14 protein-coding genes and 1 riboswitch are annotated in these 14,825 nt (G+C 71.9%); of the genes, 8 read left to right on the top strand and 6 right to left on the bottom strand.

The window, feature by feature from the left end; genetic code table 11:
- Positions 1-44: 44 nt before the first annotated feature.
- Together nagA and ACGFS9_RS02150 are read right to left on the bottom strand one after the other, a co-directional pair.
- Positions 45-1,190 carry an N-acetylglucosamine-6-phosphate deacetylase gene (gene nagA / locus ACGFS9_RS02145; RefSeq protein WP_393249848.1) on the bottom strand — a complete coding sequence of 382 codons (1,146 nt, stop codon included), beginning with the start codon at positions 1,188-1,190 and terminating at the stop codon, positions 45-47.
- 7 nt (positions 1,191-1,197) lie between these two features.
- Positions 1,198-2,193 (bottom strand): ROK family protein, encoded by a 996-nt coding sequence (locus ACGFS9_RS02150; RefSeq protein WP_393249850.1) that lies wholly within the window; start codon positions 2,191-2,193, stop codon positions 1,198-1,200.
- Positions 2,194-2,358: 165 nt separating this feature from the next.
- Between ACGFS9_RS02150 and ACGFS9_RS02155 the strand changes: the two genes are divergently transcribed.
- From ACGFS9_RS02155 to otsB, 3 genes are all read left to right on the top strand, one after another.
- Positions 2,359-3,609 carry an extracellular solute-binding protein gene (locus ACGFS9_RS02155; protein WP_393250499.1) on the top strand — a complete coding sequence of 417 codons (1,251 nt, stop codon included), beginning with the start codon at positions 2,359-2,361 and terminating at the stop codon, positions 3,607-3,609.
- Between the two features lie 176 nt (positions 3,610-3,785).
- On the top strand, positions 3,786-4,013 hold the full coding sequence (locus ACGFS9_RS02160) for a DUF3263 domain-containing protein (protein ID WP_393249852.1): 228 nt from the start codon (positions 3,786-3,788) through the stop codon (positions 4,011-4,013).
- 88 nt (positions 4,014-4,101) lie between these two features.
- On the top strand, positions 4,102-4,956 hold the full coding sequence (gene otsB, locus ACGFS9_RS02165; protein WP_393249854.1) for a trehalose-phosphatase: 855 nt from the start codon (positions 4,102-4,104) through the stop codon (positions 4,954-4,956).
- Positions 4,957-5,035: 79 nt separating this feature from the next.
- Here otsB and ACGFS9_RS02170 read toward each other — a convergent pair whose 3' ends face one another.
- Positions 5,036-6,490 (bottom strand): trehalose-6-phosphate synthase, encoded by a 1,455-nt coding sequence (locus ACGFS9_RS02170; RefSeq protein ID WP_393249856.1) that lies wholly within the window; start codon positions 6,488-6,490, stop codon positions 5,036-5,038.
- A 76-nt stretch (positions 6,491-6,566) separates the two neighbouring features.
- Complete coding sequence (locus ACGFS9_RS02175; protein ID WP_393249858.1) at positions 6,567-7,511, bottom strand: glucosyl-3-phosphoglycerate synthase; 945 nt, start codon at positions 7,509-7,511, stop codon at positions 6,567-6,569.
- A gap of 205 nt (positions 7,512-7,716) precedes the next feature.
- A riboswitch (SAM riboswitch) is annotated at positions 7,717-7,874 on the top strand.
- A 17-nt stretch (positions 7,875-7,891) separates the two neighbouring features.
- Between ACGFS9_RS02175 and thrC the strand changes: the two genes are divergently transcribed.
- The 5 genes from thrC to ACGFS9_RS02200 all read left to right on the top strand — a co-directional run bounded on the left by thrC (position 7,892) and on the right by ACGFS9_RS02200 (position 13,611).
- On the top strand, positions 7,892-9,190 hold the full coding sequence (thrC, locus tag ACGFS9_RS02180; protein WP_393249860.1) for a threonine synthase: 1,299 nt from the start codon (positions 7,892-7,894) through the stop codon (positions 9,188-9,190).
- On the top strand, positions 9,187-9,462 hold the full coding sequence (locus tag ACGFS9_RS02185) for a MoaD/ThiS family protein (RefSeq protein WP_393249862.1): 276 nt from the start codon (positions 9,187-9,189) through the stop codon (positions 9,460-9,462). The genes thrC and ACGFS9_RS02185 overlap by 4 nt, the downstream gene beginning before the upstream one ends.
- Positions 9,463-9,905: 443 nt before the next feature.
- Positions 9,906-10,109: a cold-shock protein gene (locus ACGFS9_RS02190; protein ID WP_005315736.1), complete on the top strand. Its 204-nt coding sequence runs from the start codon at positions 9,906-9,908 to the stop codon at positions 10,107-10,109.
- Positions 10,110-10,558: 449 nt separating this feature from the next.
- Positions 10,559-12,184 carry a chaperonin GroEL gene (gene groL, locus ACGFS9_RS02195; RefSeq protein WP_393249864.1) on the top strand — a complete coding sequence of 542 codons (1,626 nt, stop codon included), beginning with the start codon at positions 10,559-10,561 and terminating at the stop codon, positions 12,182-12,184.
- Positions 12,185-12,489: 305 nt separating this feature from the next.
- The gene (locus ACGFS9_RS02200) at positions 12,490-13,611 is read left to right on the top strand and encodes an NADH:flavin oxidoreductase (RefSeq protein WP_393249866.1); all 1,122 of its coding nucleotides are present in this window, start codon (positions 12,490-12,492) and stop codon (positions 13,609-13,611) included.
- 68 nt (positions 13,612-13,679) lie between these two features.
- Here ACGFS9_RS02200 and ACGFS9_RS02205 read toward each other — a convergent pair whose 3' ends face one another.
- Together ACGFS9_RS02205 and ACGFS9_RS02210 are read right to left on the bottom strand one after the other, a co-directional pair.
- Positions 13,680-13,889: a DUF397 domain-containing protein gene (locus tag ACGFS9_RS02205; RefSeq protein ID WP_393249868.1), complete on the bottom strand. Its 210-nt coding sequence runs from the start codon at positions 13,887-13,889 to the stop codon at positions 13,680-13,682.
- Positions 13,870-14,712: a Scr1 family TA system antitoxin-like transcriptional regulator gene (locus ACGFS9_RS02210; protein ID WP_393249870.1), complete on the bottom strand. Its 843-nt coding sequence runs from the start codon at positions 14,710-14,712 to the stop codon at positions 13,870-13,872. Before ACGFS9_RS02210 ends, ACGFS9_RS02205 begins: the two co-directional genes overlap by 20 nt.
- Positions 14,713-14,825: the final 113 nt, after the last annotated feature.

Here is a 14,825-nt window from a genome sequence, read left to right on the forward strand (position 1 = left end):
GGCCCAGTCCCCCGGCCGACCGCCGCTCTCGACAAAGGGGCGAATCAGCCCAGTTGAGGATCGACCACCCAGGCGCCGCCGCGCATCACGCCCTTCAGCGCGAAGTCCGCGTCGAGCACCACCAGGTCCGCGTCCTTGCCGGTCTCCAGCGAGCCCTTGCGGTCGTCCAGGCCCAGCAGCCGGGCCGGGACGGCGGAGATGGCCTCCACGACGTCCCCGACCGGCAGCCGGTCGACGGTGACCGCGCGCCGGAACGCGCGGTCCAGGGTGAGCGTGGAACCCGCGATCGAACCGCCCTCGACCAGCCGGGCGACCCCGTCGGCGACCTCGACCTCCAGCGGGCCGAGCATGTAGCGGCCGTCGCCGAAGCCGGCCGCGTCCATCGCGTCGGTGATGAGGGCGACCCGGCCCGCGCCCGCGTGATGGAACGCCAGTTCCAGTGAGGCGGGGTGCAGATGGGTGCCGTCGTTGATCAGCTCGACGGTGACCCGCTCGTCCTCCAGCAGGGCGGCGATCGGGCCGGGCGCGCGGTGCCCGAGCGGCGGCATCGCGTTGAACAGGTGGGTCGCCACGGTCGCGCCCGCGTCGATGGCCTGCTGCGTCTGCTCGTACGTCGCGTCCGTGTGGCCGATCGCGGCGATCACCCCGTGCTCGGCGAGCAGCCGTACGGAGTCCAGCCCGCCGGGCAGTTCGGTGGCGAGCGTGACCATGGCGGCGTGGCCGCGGGCCGCGTCGACCAGCTTGCGGACGTCGGCGGGGTCCGGGTCGCGCAGCAGCGCCTCGGAGTGCGCGCCCTTGCGGCAGGGCGAGATGAACGGCCCCTCGAAGTGGATGCCCGCGAGGTCGCCCTGCTCGGCGAGTTCGGAGAGCATCCCGGCGCGCTGGGCGAGGCCGTCCATGTCGCCGGTGACGGTGGAGGCGACCAGGGTGGTGGTGCCGTGCAGGCGGTGGGTGTGGATGCCGCGCAGGACGTCCTCGACCGAGCCGGAGGTGAACGACGCGCCGCCGCCGCCGTGGTTGTGGATGTCGACGAAGCCGGGGACCAGCCAGTGGCCGGACAGGTCGAGGACGTCGGCGTCGTCGGGAGCGCTCCCGACGATGCGCGGGCCGTCGACGATGACGCGGCCGTCGGTCACGGTCCCGGTGGGCAGGACCACCCGGGCACCGGCGAGAACCTTGCTGGGAGCCATCGGGCGGTTACCTCCGGGGAGTCGTAAGGGTGGCGTGCAGGAGGTCCCGGGCGAGGAGCCCGGCACCGAGGCATCCGGCGGTGTCCCCGAGGGCGGCGGGGACGACGGACGGCAGTTTCTGGAAGGTGACGCGGCGTTCGACCGCGGCGCGCAGCGGTGTGAACAAGGTTTCCCCGGCCTCCGCCAGTCCGCCACCGATGATCAGCGTGCGCGGGTCCAGCAGGGTGAGCGCGGTGACCAGGCCGTCCGCGAGCGCGTCGACGGCGTCCTGCCACACGGCGCTGGCCCGCGGGTCGCCCGACGCGACGGCCCGGGCGCAGTCGGCGGCGTCCGCCGCCGGGTCGCCGGAGGCGGCGGCCCACGCCTGGCTGACGGCCGCCGCGGAGGCGTACCGCTCCAGGCAGCCGTGCTGGCCGCAGGGGCAGGGGATGCCACCGGGACGGACCACGATGTGGCCGATCTCCCCGGCGAAGCCGTGCGCGCCCTCCTCGACGCCGCCGTCGATGCCGATGGCGCCCGCTATGCCGGTGCCCAGCGGCACGAACAGGAAGCGGTCCGCGCCCCGTCCGGCGCCGATGCGTCCCTCGGCGAGCCCCCCGGTGCGCACGTCGTGCCCGAGCGCGACGGGCACCCCGCCGAGCCGCTCGCCGAGCAGCCGGCGCAGCGGGACGTCGCGCCAGCCGAGGTTGGCGGCGTAGACGGCGACACCGTTCCGGGCGTCCACGATGCCGGGGACCGCGACGCCGGCCGCCAGGGCGCTCTGCCCGAAGTGCTCCTCGCCGTGGGCGCGCAGCTCGGCGGCGAAGTCGAGGATGGCGTCGACGACGGCCTCGGGCCCGCGCTCGCGGCCGGTGGCCCGCCGGGCCTGGTGCAGCAGCACGGGGTGCTCGGGGGCCTGCGGCGGTGGCGCGCCGGGGTGGCCGGCGGCGGGTCCGGCGTCGACCCCGACGAGGGCCGCCTTCATCCCGGTGCCGCCCACATCGAGGGCGATGACATGTCTCACGGGGGACAGTGTCGCCCCTTACCCCAGGAGAGGTCTAGTCCACTCACGTGGTGTAGACCTTGAATCCGCATCCCGAGACGGATGCAACGGACGCAGAAGCAAACCAAGTGGCCTTACGGGCTCAGGGGCTGGGGAGAGCAAGCGGTGCAGCGGCGCAGAACGGCAATGATCGCGGCGGTCTCGGCCCTCGGCATGACGGCGGTCCTCGCCGGCTGCGGCGGCCCCGGCGACTCCTCCGACGTGACCCTCAGACTCGTCGCCGCCGACTACGGCGACTCGAAGGCCACCAGCTCCCGGAAGTACTGGGACGAGCTCGCCGGCGCCTACGAGTCCGCGCACCCCGGGACCAAGGTCGACGTCAGCGTCTACCCCTGGACCGACGTGGACCGCAAGGTCCGCGAGATGGTCACGGCGGGCCACGCCCCCGACATGGCGCAGATCGGCGCGTACGCCGACTACGCGGCCAAGGGGCGGCTCTACAAGGCCGACGACCTGCTCTCCATACCCGTGCAGGCCAACTTCGTCTCCCGGCTCGCGGACGCCGGGAAGGTCAAGCAGACGCAGTACGGCCTGCCCTTCGCCTCCTCCACACGGTTGCTCTTCTACAACAAGACACTGTTCTCCGAGGCCGGCATCACCCCGCCGACGACGTGGGACGAGCTCGCCTCCGACGCCCGGGCGCTGAAGGCCGAGGGCGTGAAGTTCCCCTACGCGCTGCCGCTGGGCCCCGAGGAGGCCCAGGCGGAGACCATGCAGTGGATGCTGAGCGGCGGCGGCACCGGCTACACGGACGACCTCGGCTCGTACTCCATCGACTCCGCCCAGAACGTTCACACGTTCTCCTGGATCAAGGACGAACTGGTCGCCAAGGGGCTCACCGGACCCGTCGCACCTGCCAAGCTGAACCGCGCGGAGGCCTTCACCGCGTTCACCCGCGGTGACGTCGGCATGCTCGTCGGGCACCCGACGCTGATGCAGCAGGCCGCGAGCAAGGGCGTGAAGTTCGGCATGGTCCCGATGCCCGGCGTCGACGGCCGGTCGAAGGCGACCATGGGCGTCGCCGACTGGATGATGGCGTTCAGGAAGAACGGCAACGCCGACCGGATCGGCGACTTCCTCGACTACGTCTACCAGGACAAGAACGTCCTGGCCTTCTCCCGCACGTACGGTCTGCTGCCCGTCACCGCCTCCGCGTCGGACGCGATGGCCGGGGACAAGAGGGACAAGGACCTGGAGCCCTTCCTCGCCCAGCTCCCCAGCTCCCAGCTCTACCCGGTCGGCAAGACCTCCTGGGCCGGCGTCAGCGCCGACGTGAAGAGCAACATCGCCAAGGCCGTCAGCCCCGGCGGCTCCCCGGCCGAGGTCCTGGGCGACCTCCAGTCCAGCGCCACCCTGGCGGACAACAACGAGGGCTAGTGCGGTGACCGCAGGGGTCTCCGGCTCGTGGCGCCCGGCACGGCACGGCGCCGCACCGGACGCCGCGAGCCCTCAGGCGGACCCTGCCGGTCACGGCACCGGTGCCGCGGCGGGCGGCGTTCGCCGCGGCGACGCGGGCGGGCGGGACGCCGGTGCCGGGCGCTACCGTGCTGTCCATGGAAGAGCTGCCGGCACGGGAACAGCGCGTCCTCGCCCTGGAGCGCCGGGGCTTCGCCGGCCCCGGCGCCAAGGAGCGCGCGATACGCGAACAGCTGGGCATCGCCCCGGTCCGCTACTACCAGCTGCTGAACGCGCTGCTCGACGACCCCAGGGCCCTCGCGCACGACCCGGTGACGGTGAACCGGCTGCGCCGGGTTCGGGAGGCCCGCCGCGCGGAGCGCTGACCGCCCGCCGCGGGCGGTCACCCCTCCCGCGGCCCCGCCCGGCCGGGAGTCGCGGGTGGGCCCGCCCGGACCCGGATAGGGTCGCCCCATGGGCAGCCACCCCGAATCCAAGGACCCCCTGCCGGCCCCGGTGACCCCCGCCGGGCGCGACGGTCTGGAGGCGATCCTCTCCCGCCCCTCCCGGACGGTCGTCGCACTCGACTTCGACGGGACCCTCGCCCCCATCGTCCCCGACCCCGACCAGGCCCGCGCGCACCCCGGCGCCGTCCCCGCCATCGCGGCACTCGCCCCGAAGGTCGCCTCCGTCGCCGTCATCACCGGCCGGCCGCCGGGCGTCGCCGTCCGGCACGGAGGCTTCGCCGGTGTTCCCGGACTGGAGCACCTCGTCGTCCTCGGCCACTACGGCGCCGAACGCTGGGACGCGGTCTCCGGCGAGGTCACCGCGCCGGCCCCGCACCCCGGAGTCGCCGCCGTCCGAGCCGAACTCCCCGGATTCCTCGACCGGATCGGCGCCTGGCACGGCACCTGGATCGAGGAAAAGGGCCGCGCGCTCGCCGTGCACACGCGGCGCGCCGACCACCCGCAGGCCGCCTTCGAGGCGCTGCGCGAACCCCTCGCCGACCTCGCCGGCCGGCACGGACTGATCGTCGAGCCCGGCCGGATGGTCCTGGAGCTGCGCCCGCCCGGCATGGACAAGGGCGTCGCGCTCCTCGACCACGTCCGGCGGACCGGCGCCGAGGCCGTCCTCTACGCCGGGGACGACCTGGGCGACCTTCCCGCGTTCGCCGCCGTCGACAAACTCCGCTCCGACGGCGTCGCCGGGCTGCTGGTGTGCAGCGGTACCCCCGAGGTCGGCGAACTCGCCGAGCGCGCCGACCTGGTCGTCGACGGCCCGGCCGGGGTCGTGGACCTGCTCGCCGCCCTCGCGGACCGGCTGGCCTGAGCGCACCCGACGTCGGCCGCGGGCCGGGCCGCGAGAGCCCGGCCCGCGGCCGACGGGTTCGCCTTCGGGCCGGCCGCGGTCAGGACCGCAGCGCCTCCAGCTGGTCCAGGAACCACCGGGCCGGCGGCAGCGCGGTCGCCGCGGCGACCAGCCGCTTGGTGCGCTCGGCCCGTTCGCCCGGCTGCATGGTCAGCGCCTCGTGCAGCGCCCGCGCGGTGCCGACGACGTCGTAGGGGTTCACCCGGATCGCGTCGTCGCCCAGCTCCTCGTAGGCCCCCGCCTCCCGGGACAGCACCAGCGCGCAGCCCTCGTCGGAGACGACCGGGACCTCCTTCGCGACCAGGTTCATGCCGTCCCTGATGGGGTTGACGAGGGCCACGTCGGCCAGCCGGTAGGCGGCCAGGGAGCGGGCGAAGTCGTCCTTCACGTGCAGCACGACCGGGGTCCAGTCCGGCGTCCCGTAGCGGGAGTTGATCTCCTCGGCGACCCGCTGCACCTCGGCGGTGTAGTCCCGGTAGACCGCGAGGTCCTGCCGCGAGGGATAGGCGAACGCCACGTGCACCACGCGCTCGTGCCACTCCGGATGGTCGTCGAGCAGCTGCCGGTAGGCCAGCAGCCCGCGCACGATGTTCTTCGACAGCTCGGTCCGGTCGACGCGCACGATCGTCCGGCGGCCCGCGCCGATCTCCTCGCGCAGCGCGGCCATCCGCTCGGCGACGTCGTCCTCGTGCGAGCGGGCGCGCAGGAACTCCGCGTCCGCGCCGAGGCCGTGCACGCCGACGCGGGTCCGGCCGGGCGCGGCGCCGTCCAGGTGCTCGACCGCCGGGGGAGTCGTCCCCGAGGCCGGGGCCACCCGGTAGCGCCCGGGGTCGATCTCCGCCGCGCAGTCCAGGAAGGCCGTCGCCCAGCGCCAGGTGAGGAAGGCCAGCCGGTCGGCGCCGAGCATGCCGTCCAGCAGCTCGGCGCGGATGTCGTCGGGCAGCATCCGGAAGTAGTCGACGGGTGCCCACGGCGTGTGGGAGAAGTGGCCGATGCGCAGGTCGGGGCGGAGGACCCGGAGCATCCCCGGCACCAGGCACAGGTGGTAGTCCTGGACCAGCACCGAGGCGCCCTCGGCGGCCTCCTCGGCCAGCGCCTCGGCGAAGGCGCCGTTGTAGGCGCGGTACGCCTCCCACCGGCGGCGGAACTCCGCGTCGAAGACCGGCTCCAGCGGGGTCTGGTAGAGCATGTGGTGCACGAACCACAGCACGGAGTTGGCGATGCCGTTGTACGCCTCGGCGTGCACCTCGGCGTCGATGTCCAGCATCCGCACGCCGTCCTCGCCGACCCCGCGCCGGACCGCCTCGCGGTCGCCGTCGCCGAGGGCCGCGCACACCCACAGCGCGTCCGCGTCCGGCCCGATCGCCGAGAGCCCGGAGACGAGCCCGCCGCCGCCGCGCCGGGCCGTCAGCGAGCCGTCGTCCTGGGTCTGATAGCTGATCGGGCCGCGGTTGGACGCGACCAGGATGCCGTGGGCACCGTGCGTGGAAGCCATGCCTCGAAACCTAGCCCCGTCTCGAAACGCTCAAACGTTCCCGTCGGCCAACCGCCGTGGCCGGCCGACGGGCCCCTCAGGCCGCCGTGCGCTGCCGGTACTCGGCGATCTCGCTCATCGGCGGCCGTTCCTCCGTGTCCACCGAGTGCGTACGCGGCCGGAAACCGTCCCGGGTGCGTTCGAACTGGGTGAGGGAAGGCCGGATGAGATGGCCGCGGGCCAGCCGCAGCTGGGCGGTGCGGTAGATCGCGGCGGCCATCCGGCCCAGGGCCTGGCCGTCCTGGTGGCGGTGCCTGCGCACCCCGACGTCGACCTGGGCGAGGGCGTCCAGGCCCACCAGGTGCAGCGCGTCGACGAGCATGCCGAGTTCGACGCCGTACCCGACGGGGAACGGGAGCCGCTCCAGCAGGGAGCGGCGGGCCGCGTACTCCCCGCCGAGGGGCTGCACGAAGCCCGCGAGCTGCGGCCAGTGCATGTTGAGCAGGGGGCGGGCCATCAGCTCGGTGACCCGGCCGCCCTGCCCGGCGGCCCCGCCCAGCGGGCGGTCGTACATGGCCTTGACCAGGTCGACGTCCCCGTCGGTGAGCAGCGGGCCCACGATGCCGAGGACGAAGTCCGAGGAGAACTCTTTCAGGTCCGCGTCGACGAAGCAGACGATGTCCCCGCTCGTCACGAGCAGCGACCTCCACAGCACCTCGCCCTTGCCGGGGACGGCCGGCATCCGGGGCAGGATGTCGTCGCGGTGCACCACCCGCGCGCCCGCCGCGGCGGCGACCGCGGAGGTCCGGTCGGTGGAGCCGGAGTCGACGACGACGATCTCGTCGACGAGGGGCACCTGCCGCATCAGGTCGTGGCGGATGACCGAGACGATCTCGCCGACCGTCTCCTCCTCGTTGAGCGCCGGCAGCACGACGCTGACCGTCGAGCCGGAGACGCGTTTGGCGGCCATGACCTGGTGGAGCGGGCGGTCGGTCAGGGACCAGGAGCGGGTGCTCAGCCAGCGGTCGACTTCATTCAGCACGGTCTGCGGCTCCTCACTGTCTGATCACACGCTCTCATCAGCGTGCCCGCTGCGGCCAGCGGCTGATCGTCTGCCGTCGTCTCGCGGTTCGGACGACTGCTTCAACTGTCCTGGCCTTCGGTTACAGTCTTGAACAACGCGGATGACCATTGCATGTCCCGGATCATCGGCACGTTATATGTTCAACAGTTCAACAACCACATACCGCTCATCCAGAGGGGCAGAGGGATACGGCCCGATGAAGCCCCGGCAACCCTCCAGCCGGTCTCGTACCGATCGCCAGACGATCGCATCGCGAGGCTCCCGGCTAGGGAAGGTGCCAAATCCGTCTCACGGCGAAGTGCGTCGTGAGGAAGATGAGGAGAAAGGGCCTCGCCTCCATGGCTGCGCAGTCAGTTGCAAGCACCACGAACTCCGCCGAAGCGGTCGATCTCGGCCCGGCCGCGGCGCTCTCCTGCCGCGAGTGCGGACACCGCGTCCCGCTCGGCCCGGTCTTCGCCTGCGAGGAGTGTTTCGGCCCGCTGGAGATCGCCTACGACTTCTCGGGCCACGAAACCGAGGAACTCCGCAAGCTGATCGAAGCGGGACCCGCGAACATCTGGCGCTACGCGCCGCTGCTGCCCGTCCCCGCGGACGTGGCGGACCGGCCGAACATCAACCCGGGCTGGACCAAGCTCGTGCAGGCCGACAACCTCGCCCGCGAACTCGGTGTCGAGCCCGGCCGGCTCTTCGTCAAGGACGACTCCGGCAACCCGACGCACTCCTTCAAGGACCGCGTCGTCGCCCAGGCCATCGAGGCGGCCCGCGTCTTCGGCTTCACCACCCTCTCCTGCTCCTCCACCGGCAACCTGGCCGGCGCGGTGGGCGCCGCCGCGGCCCGCGCCGGATTCCGCTCGTGCGTGTTCATCCCGCACGACCTGGAGCAGGGCAAGGTCGTCATGGCCGCGGTCTACGGCGGCGAGCTGGTCGGCATCCAGGGCAACTACGACGACGTGAACCGCTTCTGCTCCGAGCTGATCGGCGACCCGGCCGGCGAGGGCTGGGGCTTCGTCAACGTCAACCTCCGCCCGTACTACGCCGAGGGCTCCAAGACGCTCGCGTACGAGATCTGCGAGCAGCTCGGCTGGCGGCTGCCGGACCAGCTCGTCGTGCCGATCGCCTCCGGCTCCCAGCTCACGAAGATCGACAAGGGTCTCCGGGAGCTGATCGAGCTCGGACTCGTCGAGGACAGGCCGTACAAGATCTTCGGCGCCCAGGCCGAGGGCTGCTCCCCGGTCTCCGTCGCCTACAAGGCCGGCCACGACGTCGTCCGGCCGCAGAAGCCCGACACCATCGCCAAGTCGCTGGCCATCGGCAACCCCGCCGACGGCCCCTACGTGCTCGACATCGCCCGGCGTACCGGCGGTGCCGTGGAGGACGTGGACGACGCGCAGATCGTCGACGCGATCAAGCTGCTCGCGCGCACCGAGGGCATCTTCGCCGAGACCGCGGGCGGGGTGACCGTGGGCGTCACCCGCAAGCTGATCGAGAACGGCCTGCTCGACCCGTCGCTGACCACCGTCGTCCTCAACACCGGCGACGGCCTGAAGACCCTGGACGCGGTGGCCTCGGACACCGGGCTGACCGCGACCATCCGCCCGAACCTCGACTCCTTCCGAGAGGCTGGCCTCGCATCATGAGCGTCAACGTCCGCATCCCCACGATCCTGCGCACCTACACCGGGGGCGCCGCCGAGGTGACGGCCGAGGGCGCGACCCTCGCCGCGGTCCTGGCGGACCTGGAGAAGAACCACGCGGGCATCGGCGCACGCGTCCTGGACGACGAGGGCAAGCTGCGCCGCTTCGTCAACGTGTACGTCAACGACGACGACGTGCGCTTCGAGCAGGGCCTGGAGACGGCCACCCCGGACGGCGCGGGAGTCTCGATCATTCCGGCCGTCGCCGGCGGCTGATCATTACCCTCGGTAATTCCGGATACGCAGAGTTCGCCTGTTCGCCCCCTCCGTGAGAGAAGCGGAGGGGGCAATTCAGCAGGGTTGAACGGGGTAGGGTTGGGGAACCCGCGCCTCTCCGGATGCCGGTCCCATGCCGGGCGCATATGAGTTCTCCAGCGGCGCCCGACAAGAAACAGCCAATGTGCCCGGCCTTTTTGAGCCGTTTATGGCATTTGCGGGGCCCGACTTGCCCTGAATCCTCGCGCATTCTCCCTGTACCGGCGATCGCCCATGCCCAGAATTCTCGTCCGATTGACCTGTTGCAGACGGCAGTTGGACAGATACATTCAGCCGCGGTCGACGCGTTCCGGCGCACCCCCCCAACCCGTTGGGGGGTGGAGGTCTGACCCGGATCCGCGAAGTGCGGGTCTGTGCAAGGGCCAGTAATAGGGGAGTTAGGCATGGCTCAGGGCACCGTCAAGTGGTTCAACGCGGAGAAGGGGTACGGCTTCATCGCGGTCGACGGTGGTGCGGACGTCTTCGTGCACTACAGCGCGATTCAGATGGACGGCTACCGCACCCTTGAAGAGGGTCAGCGAGTGGAGTTCGAGATCTCGCAGGGCCAGAAGGGTCCGCAGGCGGACATGGTCAAACTCGCCGTCTGATCGGGCGCGAACGGCCACCGACGCACTCACGCACGAGGGGCTCGCATCCCACCGGGATGCGGGCCCCTCGCGCGTGCCGGGCGCGGGGCGCGGGGCGCGCGCCGTGGTGCGGACGCCCGCGGGGCGCGCCTCCCGGGCCCGCGCCCGCCGCCCTCCGGCACCCGCCGCGCGCCGCTCTCCCGGGGCCCGTTTCCCGAGAGGCGCCCGCGCCCGCCCGTCGCCCGGCCGGCACCCCCCGACGGGTTCGCTTCGCGAGCGCACCTTGCACTCGGCGGGGTCGAGTGCTAATCATTGGCGTTAGCACTCTCCGAGTGAGAGTGACAGAACTTGGATCGGGCCGGCGAGGTCCGCAGGCCGGTGGGGCAAGGAACCACAGGGCATGCAGGCCGTCCGTCGCGGGCGCGGGCGCGATCCGGAGCAATCCACCCCGTCCGGGAGGACCACTTCACATGGCCAAGATCATCGCGTTCGACGAGGAGGCACGGCGCGGTCTCGAGCGCGGGATGAACCAGCTCGCCGACGCCGTCAAGGTCACCCTTGGCCCCAAGGGCCGCAACGTCGTCCTCGAGAAGAAGTGGGGCGCGCCCACGATCACCAACGATGGTGTGTCCATCGCCAAGGAGATCGAGCTCGAGGACCCGTACGAGAAGATCGGCGCCGAGCTGGTCAAGGAAGTCGCCAAGAAGACGGACGACGTCGCCGGTGACGGTACGACCACCGCGACCGTCCTCGCCCAGGCGCTCGTCCGCGAGGGCCTGCGCAACGTCGCCGCCGGCGCCAACCCGATGGCCCTCAAGCGCGGTATCGAGAAGGCCGTCGAGGCCGTCTCCGGTGCCCTGCTGGAGCAGGCCAAGGACGTCGAGACCAAGGAGCAGATCGCTTCCACGGCCTCCATCTCCGCCGCCGACACCCAGATCGGCGAGCTCATCGCCGAGGCGATGGACAAGGTCGGCAAGGAAGGCGTCATCACCGTCGAGGAGTCCCAGACCTTCGGTCTGGAGCTGGAGCTCACCGAGGGTATGCGCTTCGACAAGGGCTACATCTCGGCGTACTTCGCCACCGACATGGAGCGTATGGAGGCCGTCCTCGACGACCCGTACATCCTGATCGCGAACTCCAAGATCGCGAACGTCAAGGACCTGCTCCCGCTCCTGGAGAAGGTCATGCAGGGCGGCAAGCCGCTGCTGATCATCGCCGAGGACGTCGAGGGCGAGGCCCTGTCGACCCTGGTCGTCAACAAGATCCGCGGCACCTTCAAGTCCGTCGCCGTCAAGGCCCCGGGCTTCGGCGACCGCCGCAAGGCCATGCTCGGCGACATCGCCATCCTCACGGGCGGCGAGGTCATCTCCGAGGAGGTCGGCCTCAAGCTGGAGAACGCGGGCCTGGACCTGCTCGGCCGCGCCCGCAAGGTCGTCATCACCAAGGACGAGACCACGATCGTCGACGGCGCCGGCTCGGCCGACCAGGTCGCCGGCCGGGTCAACCAGATCCGCGCCGAGATCGAGAACTCCGACTCGGACTACGACCGCGAGAAGCTCCAGGAGCGTCTGGCGAAGCTGGCCGGCGGCGTGGCCGTCATCAAGGCCGGTGCCGCCACCGAGGTCGAGCTCAAGGAGCGCAAGCACCGCATCGAGGACGCCGTGCGCAACGCGAAGGCGGCCGTCGAGGAGGGCATCGTCGCCGGTGGTGGCGTGGCCCTGCTCCAGGCCTCCTCGGTCTTCGAGAAGCTGGAGCTCTCGGGTGACGAGGCGACCGGCGCCAACGCCGTGAAGCTCGCCCTGGAGGCCCCGCTCAAGCAGATCGCCGTCAACGGTGGTCTCGAGGGCGGCGTCATCGTCGAGAAGGTGCGCAACCTTCCGGTCGGCCACGGCCTGAACGCCGCGTCCGGCGAGTACGTCGACATGATCGCCGAAGGCATCATCGACCCGGCGAAGGTCACGCGTTCCGCTCTGCAGAACGCCGCCTCCATCGCCGCGCTGTTCCTCACCACCGAGGCCGTCATCGCCGACAAGCCGGAGAAGGCGGGCGCCGCCCCGGCCGGCGGCGGCATGCCGGGCGGTGACATGGACTTCTGATCGACCCCGGTCGATCACCGTCCTGACGTTCCGAGGGCGGCACCTTCCCGCGAGGGAGGGTGCCGCCCTCGGGCGTTTCCCGCCGGGGGCGTGCCGGGCGGCGTCCGCTCCGGCGGAGCCCCGGCCCTCCCGGCCGGTCCGGGGCGTGGCCTGGATCACAGCAGCCGGAGCGGATGCGGCGGAATGTGCCGCCGGGCGCGGTCGTTGACCGAGGCGGGCAGTCGATGCGCGCGCACATACCGTGCGGGATCTCCTGCCCCGCAGTCCGCCCGACGTCCCCGCCCACCTCTCCGAGGAGCCCCCACATGACCGCAGACGCCGCGTCCCGCGCAGCCGACGTCCTGTCCCGTCCCGTCTCCCTGAACGGCCTGACCGTCCCGAACCGGATCGCGATGGCCCCGATGACCCGGCAGTTCTCGCCGGGCGGGGTACCGGGCGAGGACGTCGTCGGCTACTACTCCCGGCGCGCCGCCGCGGGTGTCGGCCTCATCGTGACCGAGGGCACCTACGTCGGCCACGACTCGGCCGGACAGAGCGACCGCGTCCCGCGCTTCCACGGCGAGGAGCAGCTGGCCGGCTGGAAGAACGTGGCCGACGCCGTGCACGCGGCCGGCGGCACGATCGTCCCGCAGCTGTGGCACATCGGCATGGTGCGCAAGGCCGGTGAGCCGCCCTTCGCGGACGCCCCGGCGGTCGGCCCGTCCGGCATCGCCACCGAGGGCGCCGAGGTCACCGGCCGGGCCATGACCCGGCAGGACCTGGACGACGTCATCGAGGCGTTCGCCACGTCCGCCGCCGACGCCGAGCGCATCGGCTTCGACGGCGTCGAGCTGCACGGCGCCCACGGCTACCTGCTCGACCAGTTCTTCTGGTCCGGCACCAACCGCCGCACGGACGCCTACGGCGGCGACCCGGTCGCCCGCGCCGCGTTCTCCGCCGAGATCGTCGCCGCCGTCCGCGCCGCCGTCTCGCCCGAGTTCCCGGTGATCTTCCGCTACTCGCAGTGGAAGCAGCAGGACTACGAGGCCCGCCTCGCGCAGACCCCGGAGGAGCTGGAGTCGATCCTCGCGCCGCTCTCCGCCGCCGGTGTCGACGCCTTCCACGCCTCCACGCGCCGCTACTGGGTGCCGGAGTTCGACGGTTCCGACCTCAACCTGGCCGGCTGGACGAAGAAGCTGACCGGCAAGCCCGCCATCTCCGTCGGCTCGGTCGGCCTCGACGGCGAGTTCCTCAAGGCGTTCCAGGGCGAGGGCTCCTCGGTGCGGGGCATCGACGACCTCCTCGACCGCCTGGAGCGCGACGAGTTCGACATGGTCGCCATCGGCCGCGCCCTGCTCCAGGACCCGGAGTGGGCCGCCAAGGTCCTGGCCGGCCGCTTCGACGAGCTGAAGCCGTACGACGCGGCGGCGCTGCGCACGCTCAGCTAGTCCGAGTCCGCCCGGAGGGCGGCGCCCGCTGTACGCGGACGCCGCCCTTCGTCGTGCCCCCGCTCCCGTCAGCCGGCGGCGCCGACGTGCCCGACGAACACGGCCCACGCGCAGGCGCCGAAGGCGATCACCGGGCCGAGGTTCTTCGAGTCCCGCACGGGGACGAGGGCGGGGTGGCCTGCGGCCACCTCCAGGCAGTCGCCGCCGTCACCGGCGCTGTAGGACGACTTGCGCCAGGTCTGCGAACTCACTTGGTGCTCATGGGTGTTGTTCTCCATGTTCGTAATCATGCGCCACGGTCTCCAGCAGAGCCAGGGAAGCCCGAGGGGCAAGTGCCGTTGCCTGGAGGAGGCTGAAGGTGAGGCTGTGCCGGGCCACGGCCGCCGGGTCGTCCACCAGTTTCCCCATGTCCATCCCCTCGACGAAGCACAGCGGGGGTGCGTCGTCGAACTCCATGAGCTTCAGCGAGCCGCCCAAGCCGGCATGGGCACCGGCGTCGAACGGCAGCACCTGCATGATGATCCGGCTGCGGCGCGCCAAATCGGCGGTGTGGCGCAGAGCCTCAGCCATCGCCGCCCGCCCGCCGATCGGGCGGCGGAGCGCGGCCTCGTCCAGGACCACCCACAACAACGGCGTTGTTGGATCGTCCAGGAGCCGGGTCCGTTCCATCCGAATGGCCACCAGTTCCTCGATCTGAGCGTCCGGAACCGTCGGCCGGTAGGAGCGGAACAGCGCCTCGGCGTACGCCGGGGTCTGTAGCAGGCCGGGGATGAGCAGCGGGATGTAGTGCCTGATCGACGTGGCGATCACCTCCGCCTCCGCCGCCTCCGCGAAGTGGTCCGGGTACTTGGAGCGGGCCAGTGCCCGGCAGTTGCGCTCGAAGAAGCCCTTGGTGTCCAGGATCTCGTCTATCTGGACCGCGTATTCCAGGTGCAGCCTGCGGGTTCCGGCCTCCAGCTGGCCGATGAACGAGCCGCTCACGAAGAGGGGTTCGCCCAGCTCCGCCTGGGAGAGCCCCGCGCGCTCGCGGGCGTGCCGCAACTCCGCCCCGATCATCGCGCGCGGCGAGGAGGACGGGTCGAGGTCCTTCGGTCCTGGCATGGCAACTCCCTGTCACACAGGTGGGGTTGTTGAGACGCCGACTCTGGCCAGGTTAGAAGGGGTACGGCCACGCTGGGTGGCGAAAGCGAACACTCAGCGTGGAGGGAACGGGC

The organism is Streptomyces sp. NPDC048566 (genome assembly GCF_043199735.1).
Taxonomy (GTDB): domain Bacteria; phylum Actinomycetota; class Actinomycetes; order Streptomycetales; family Streptomycetaceae; genus Streptomyces.

What these genes read in the sequence shown, in the direction of transcription:
- ACGFS9_RS02205 (WP_393249868.1), bottom strand. Translation starts at nt 13,889, where the DNA reads ATGGAGAACAACACCCATGAGCACCAAGTGAGTTCGCAGACCTGGCGC.
- ACGFS9_RS02170 (WP_393249856.1), bottom strand. Translation starts at nt 6,490, where the DNA reads ATGGCTTCCACGCACGGTGCCCACGGCATCCTGGTCGCGTCCAACCGC.
- ACGFS9_RS02155 (WP_393250499.1), top strand. Translation starts at nt 2,359, where the DNA reads ATGATCGCGGCGGTCTCGGCCCTCGGCATGACGGCGGTCCTCGCCGGC.
- groL (WP_393249864.1), top strand. Translation starts at nt 10,559, where the DNA reads ATGGCCAAGATCATCGCGTTCGACGAGGAGGCACGGCGCGGTCTCGAG.
- thrC (WP_393249860.1), top strand. Translation starts at nt 7,892, where the DNA reads ATGGCTGCGCAGTCAGTTGCAAGCACCACGAACTCCGCCGAAGCGGTC.
- ACGFS9_RS02190 (WP_005315736.1), top strand. Translation starts at nt 9,906, where the DNA reads ATGGCTCAGGGCACCGTCAAGTGGTTCAACGCGGAGAAGGGGTACGGC.
- ACGFS9_RS02210 (WP_393249870.1), bottom strand. Translation starts at nt 14,712, where the DNA reads ATGCCAGGACCGAAGGACCTCGACCCGTCCTCCTCGCCGCGCGCGATG.
- ACGFS9_RS02200 (WP_393249866.1), top strand. Translation starts at nt 12,490, where the DNA reads ATGACCGCAGACGCCGCGTCCCGCGCAGCCGACGTCCTGTCCCGTCCC.
- otsB (WP_393249854.1), top strand. Translation starts at nt 4,102, where the DNA reads ATGGGCAGCCACCCCGAATCCAAGGACCCCCTGCCGGCCCCGGTGACC.
- nagA (WP_393249848.1), bottom strand. Translation starts at nt 1,190, where the DNA reads ATGGCTCCCAGCAAGGTTCTCGCCGGTGCCCGGGTGGTCCTGCCCACC.
- ACGFS9_RS02185 (WP_393249862.1), top strand. Translation starts at nt 9,187, where the DNA reads ATGAGCGTCAACGTCCGCATCCCCACGATCCTGCGCACCTACACCGGG.
- ACGFS9_RS02160 (WP_393249852.1), top strand. Translation starts at nt 3,786, where the DNA reads ATGGAAGAGCTGCCGGCACGGGAACAGCGCGTCCTCGCCCTGGAGCGC.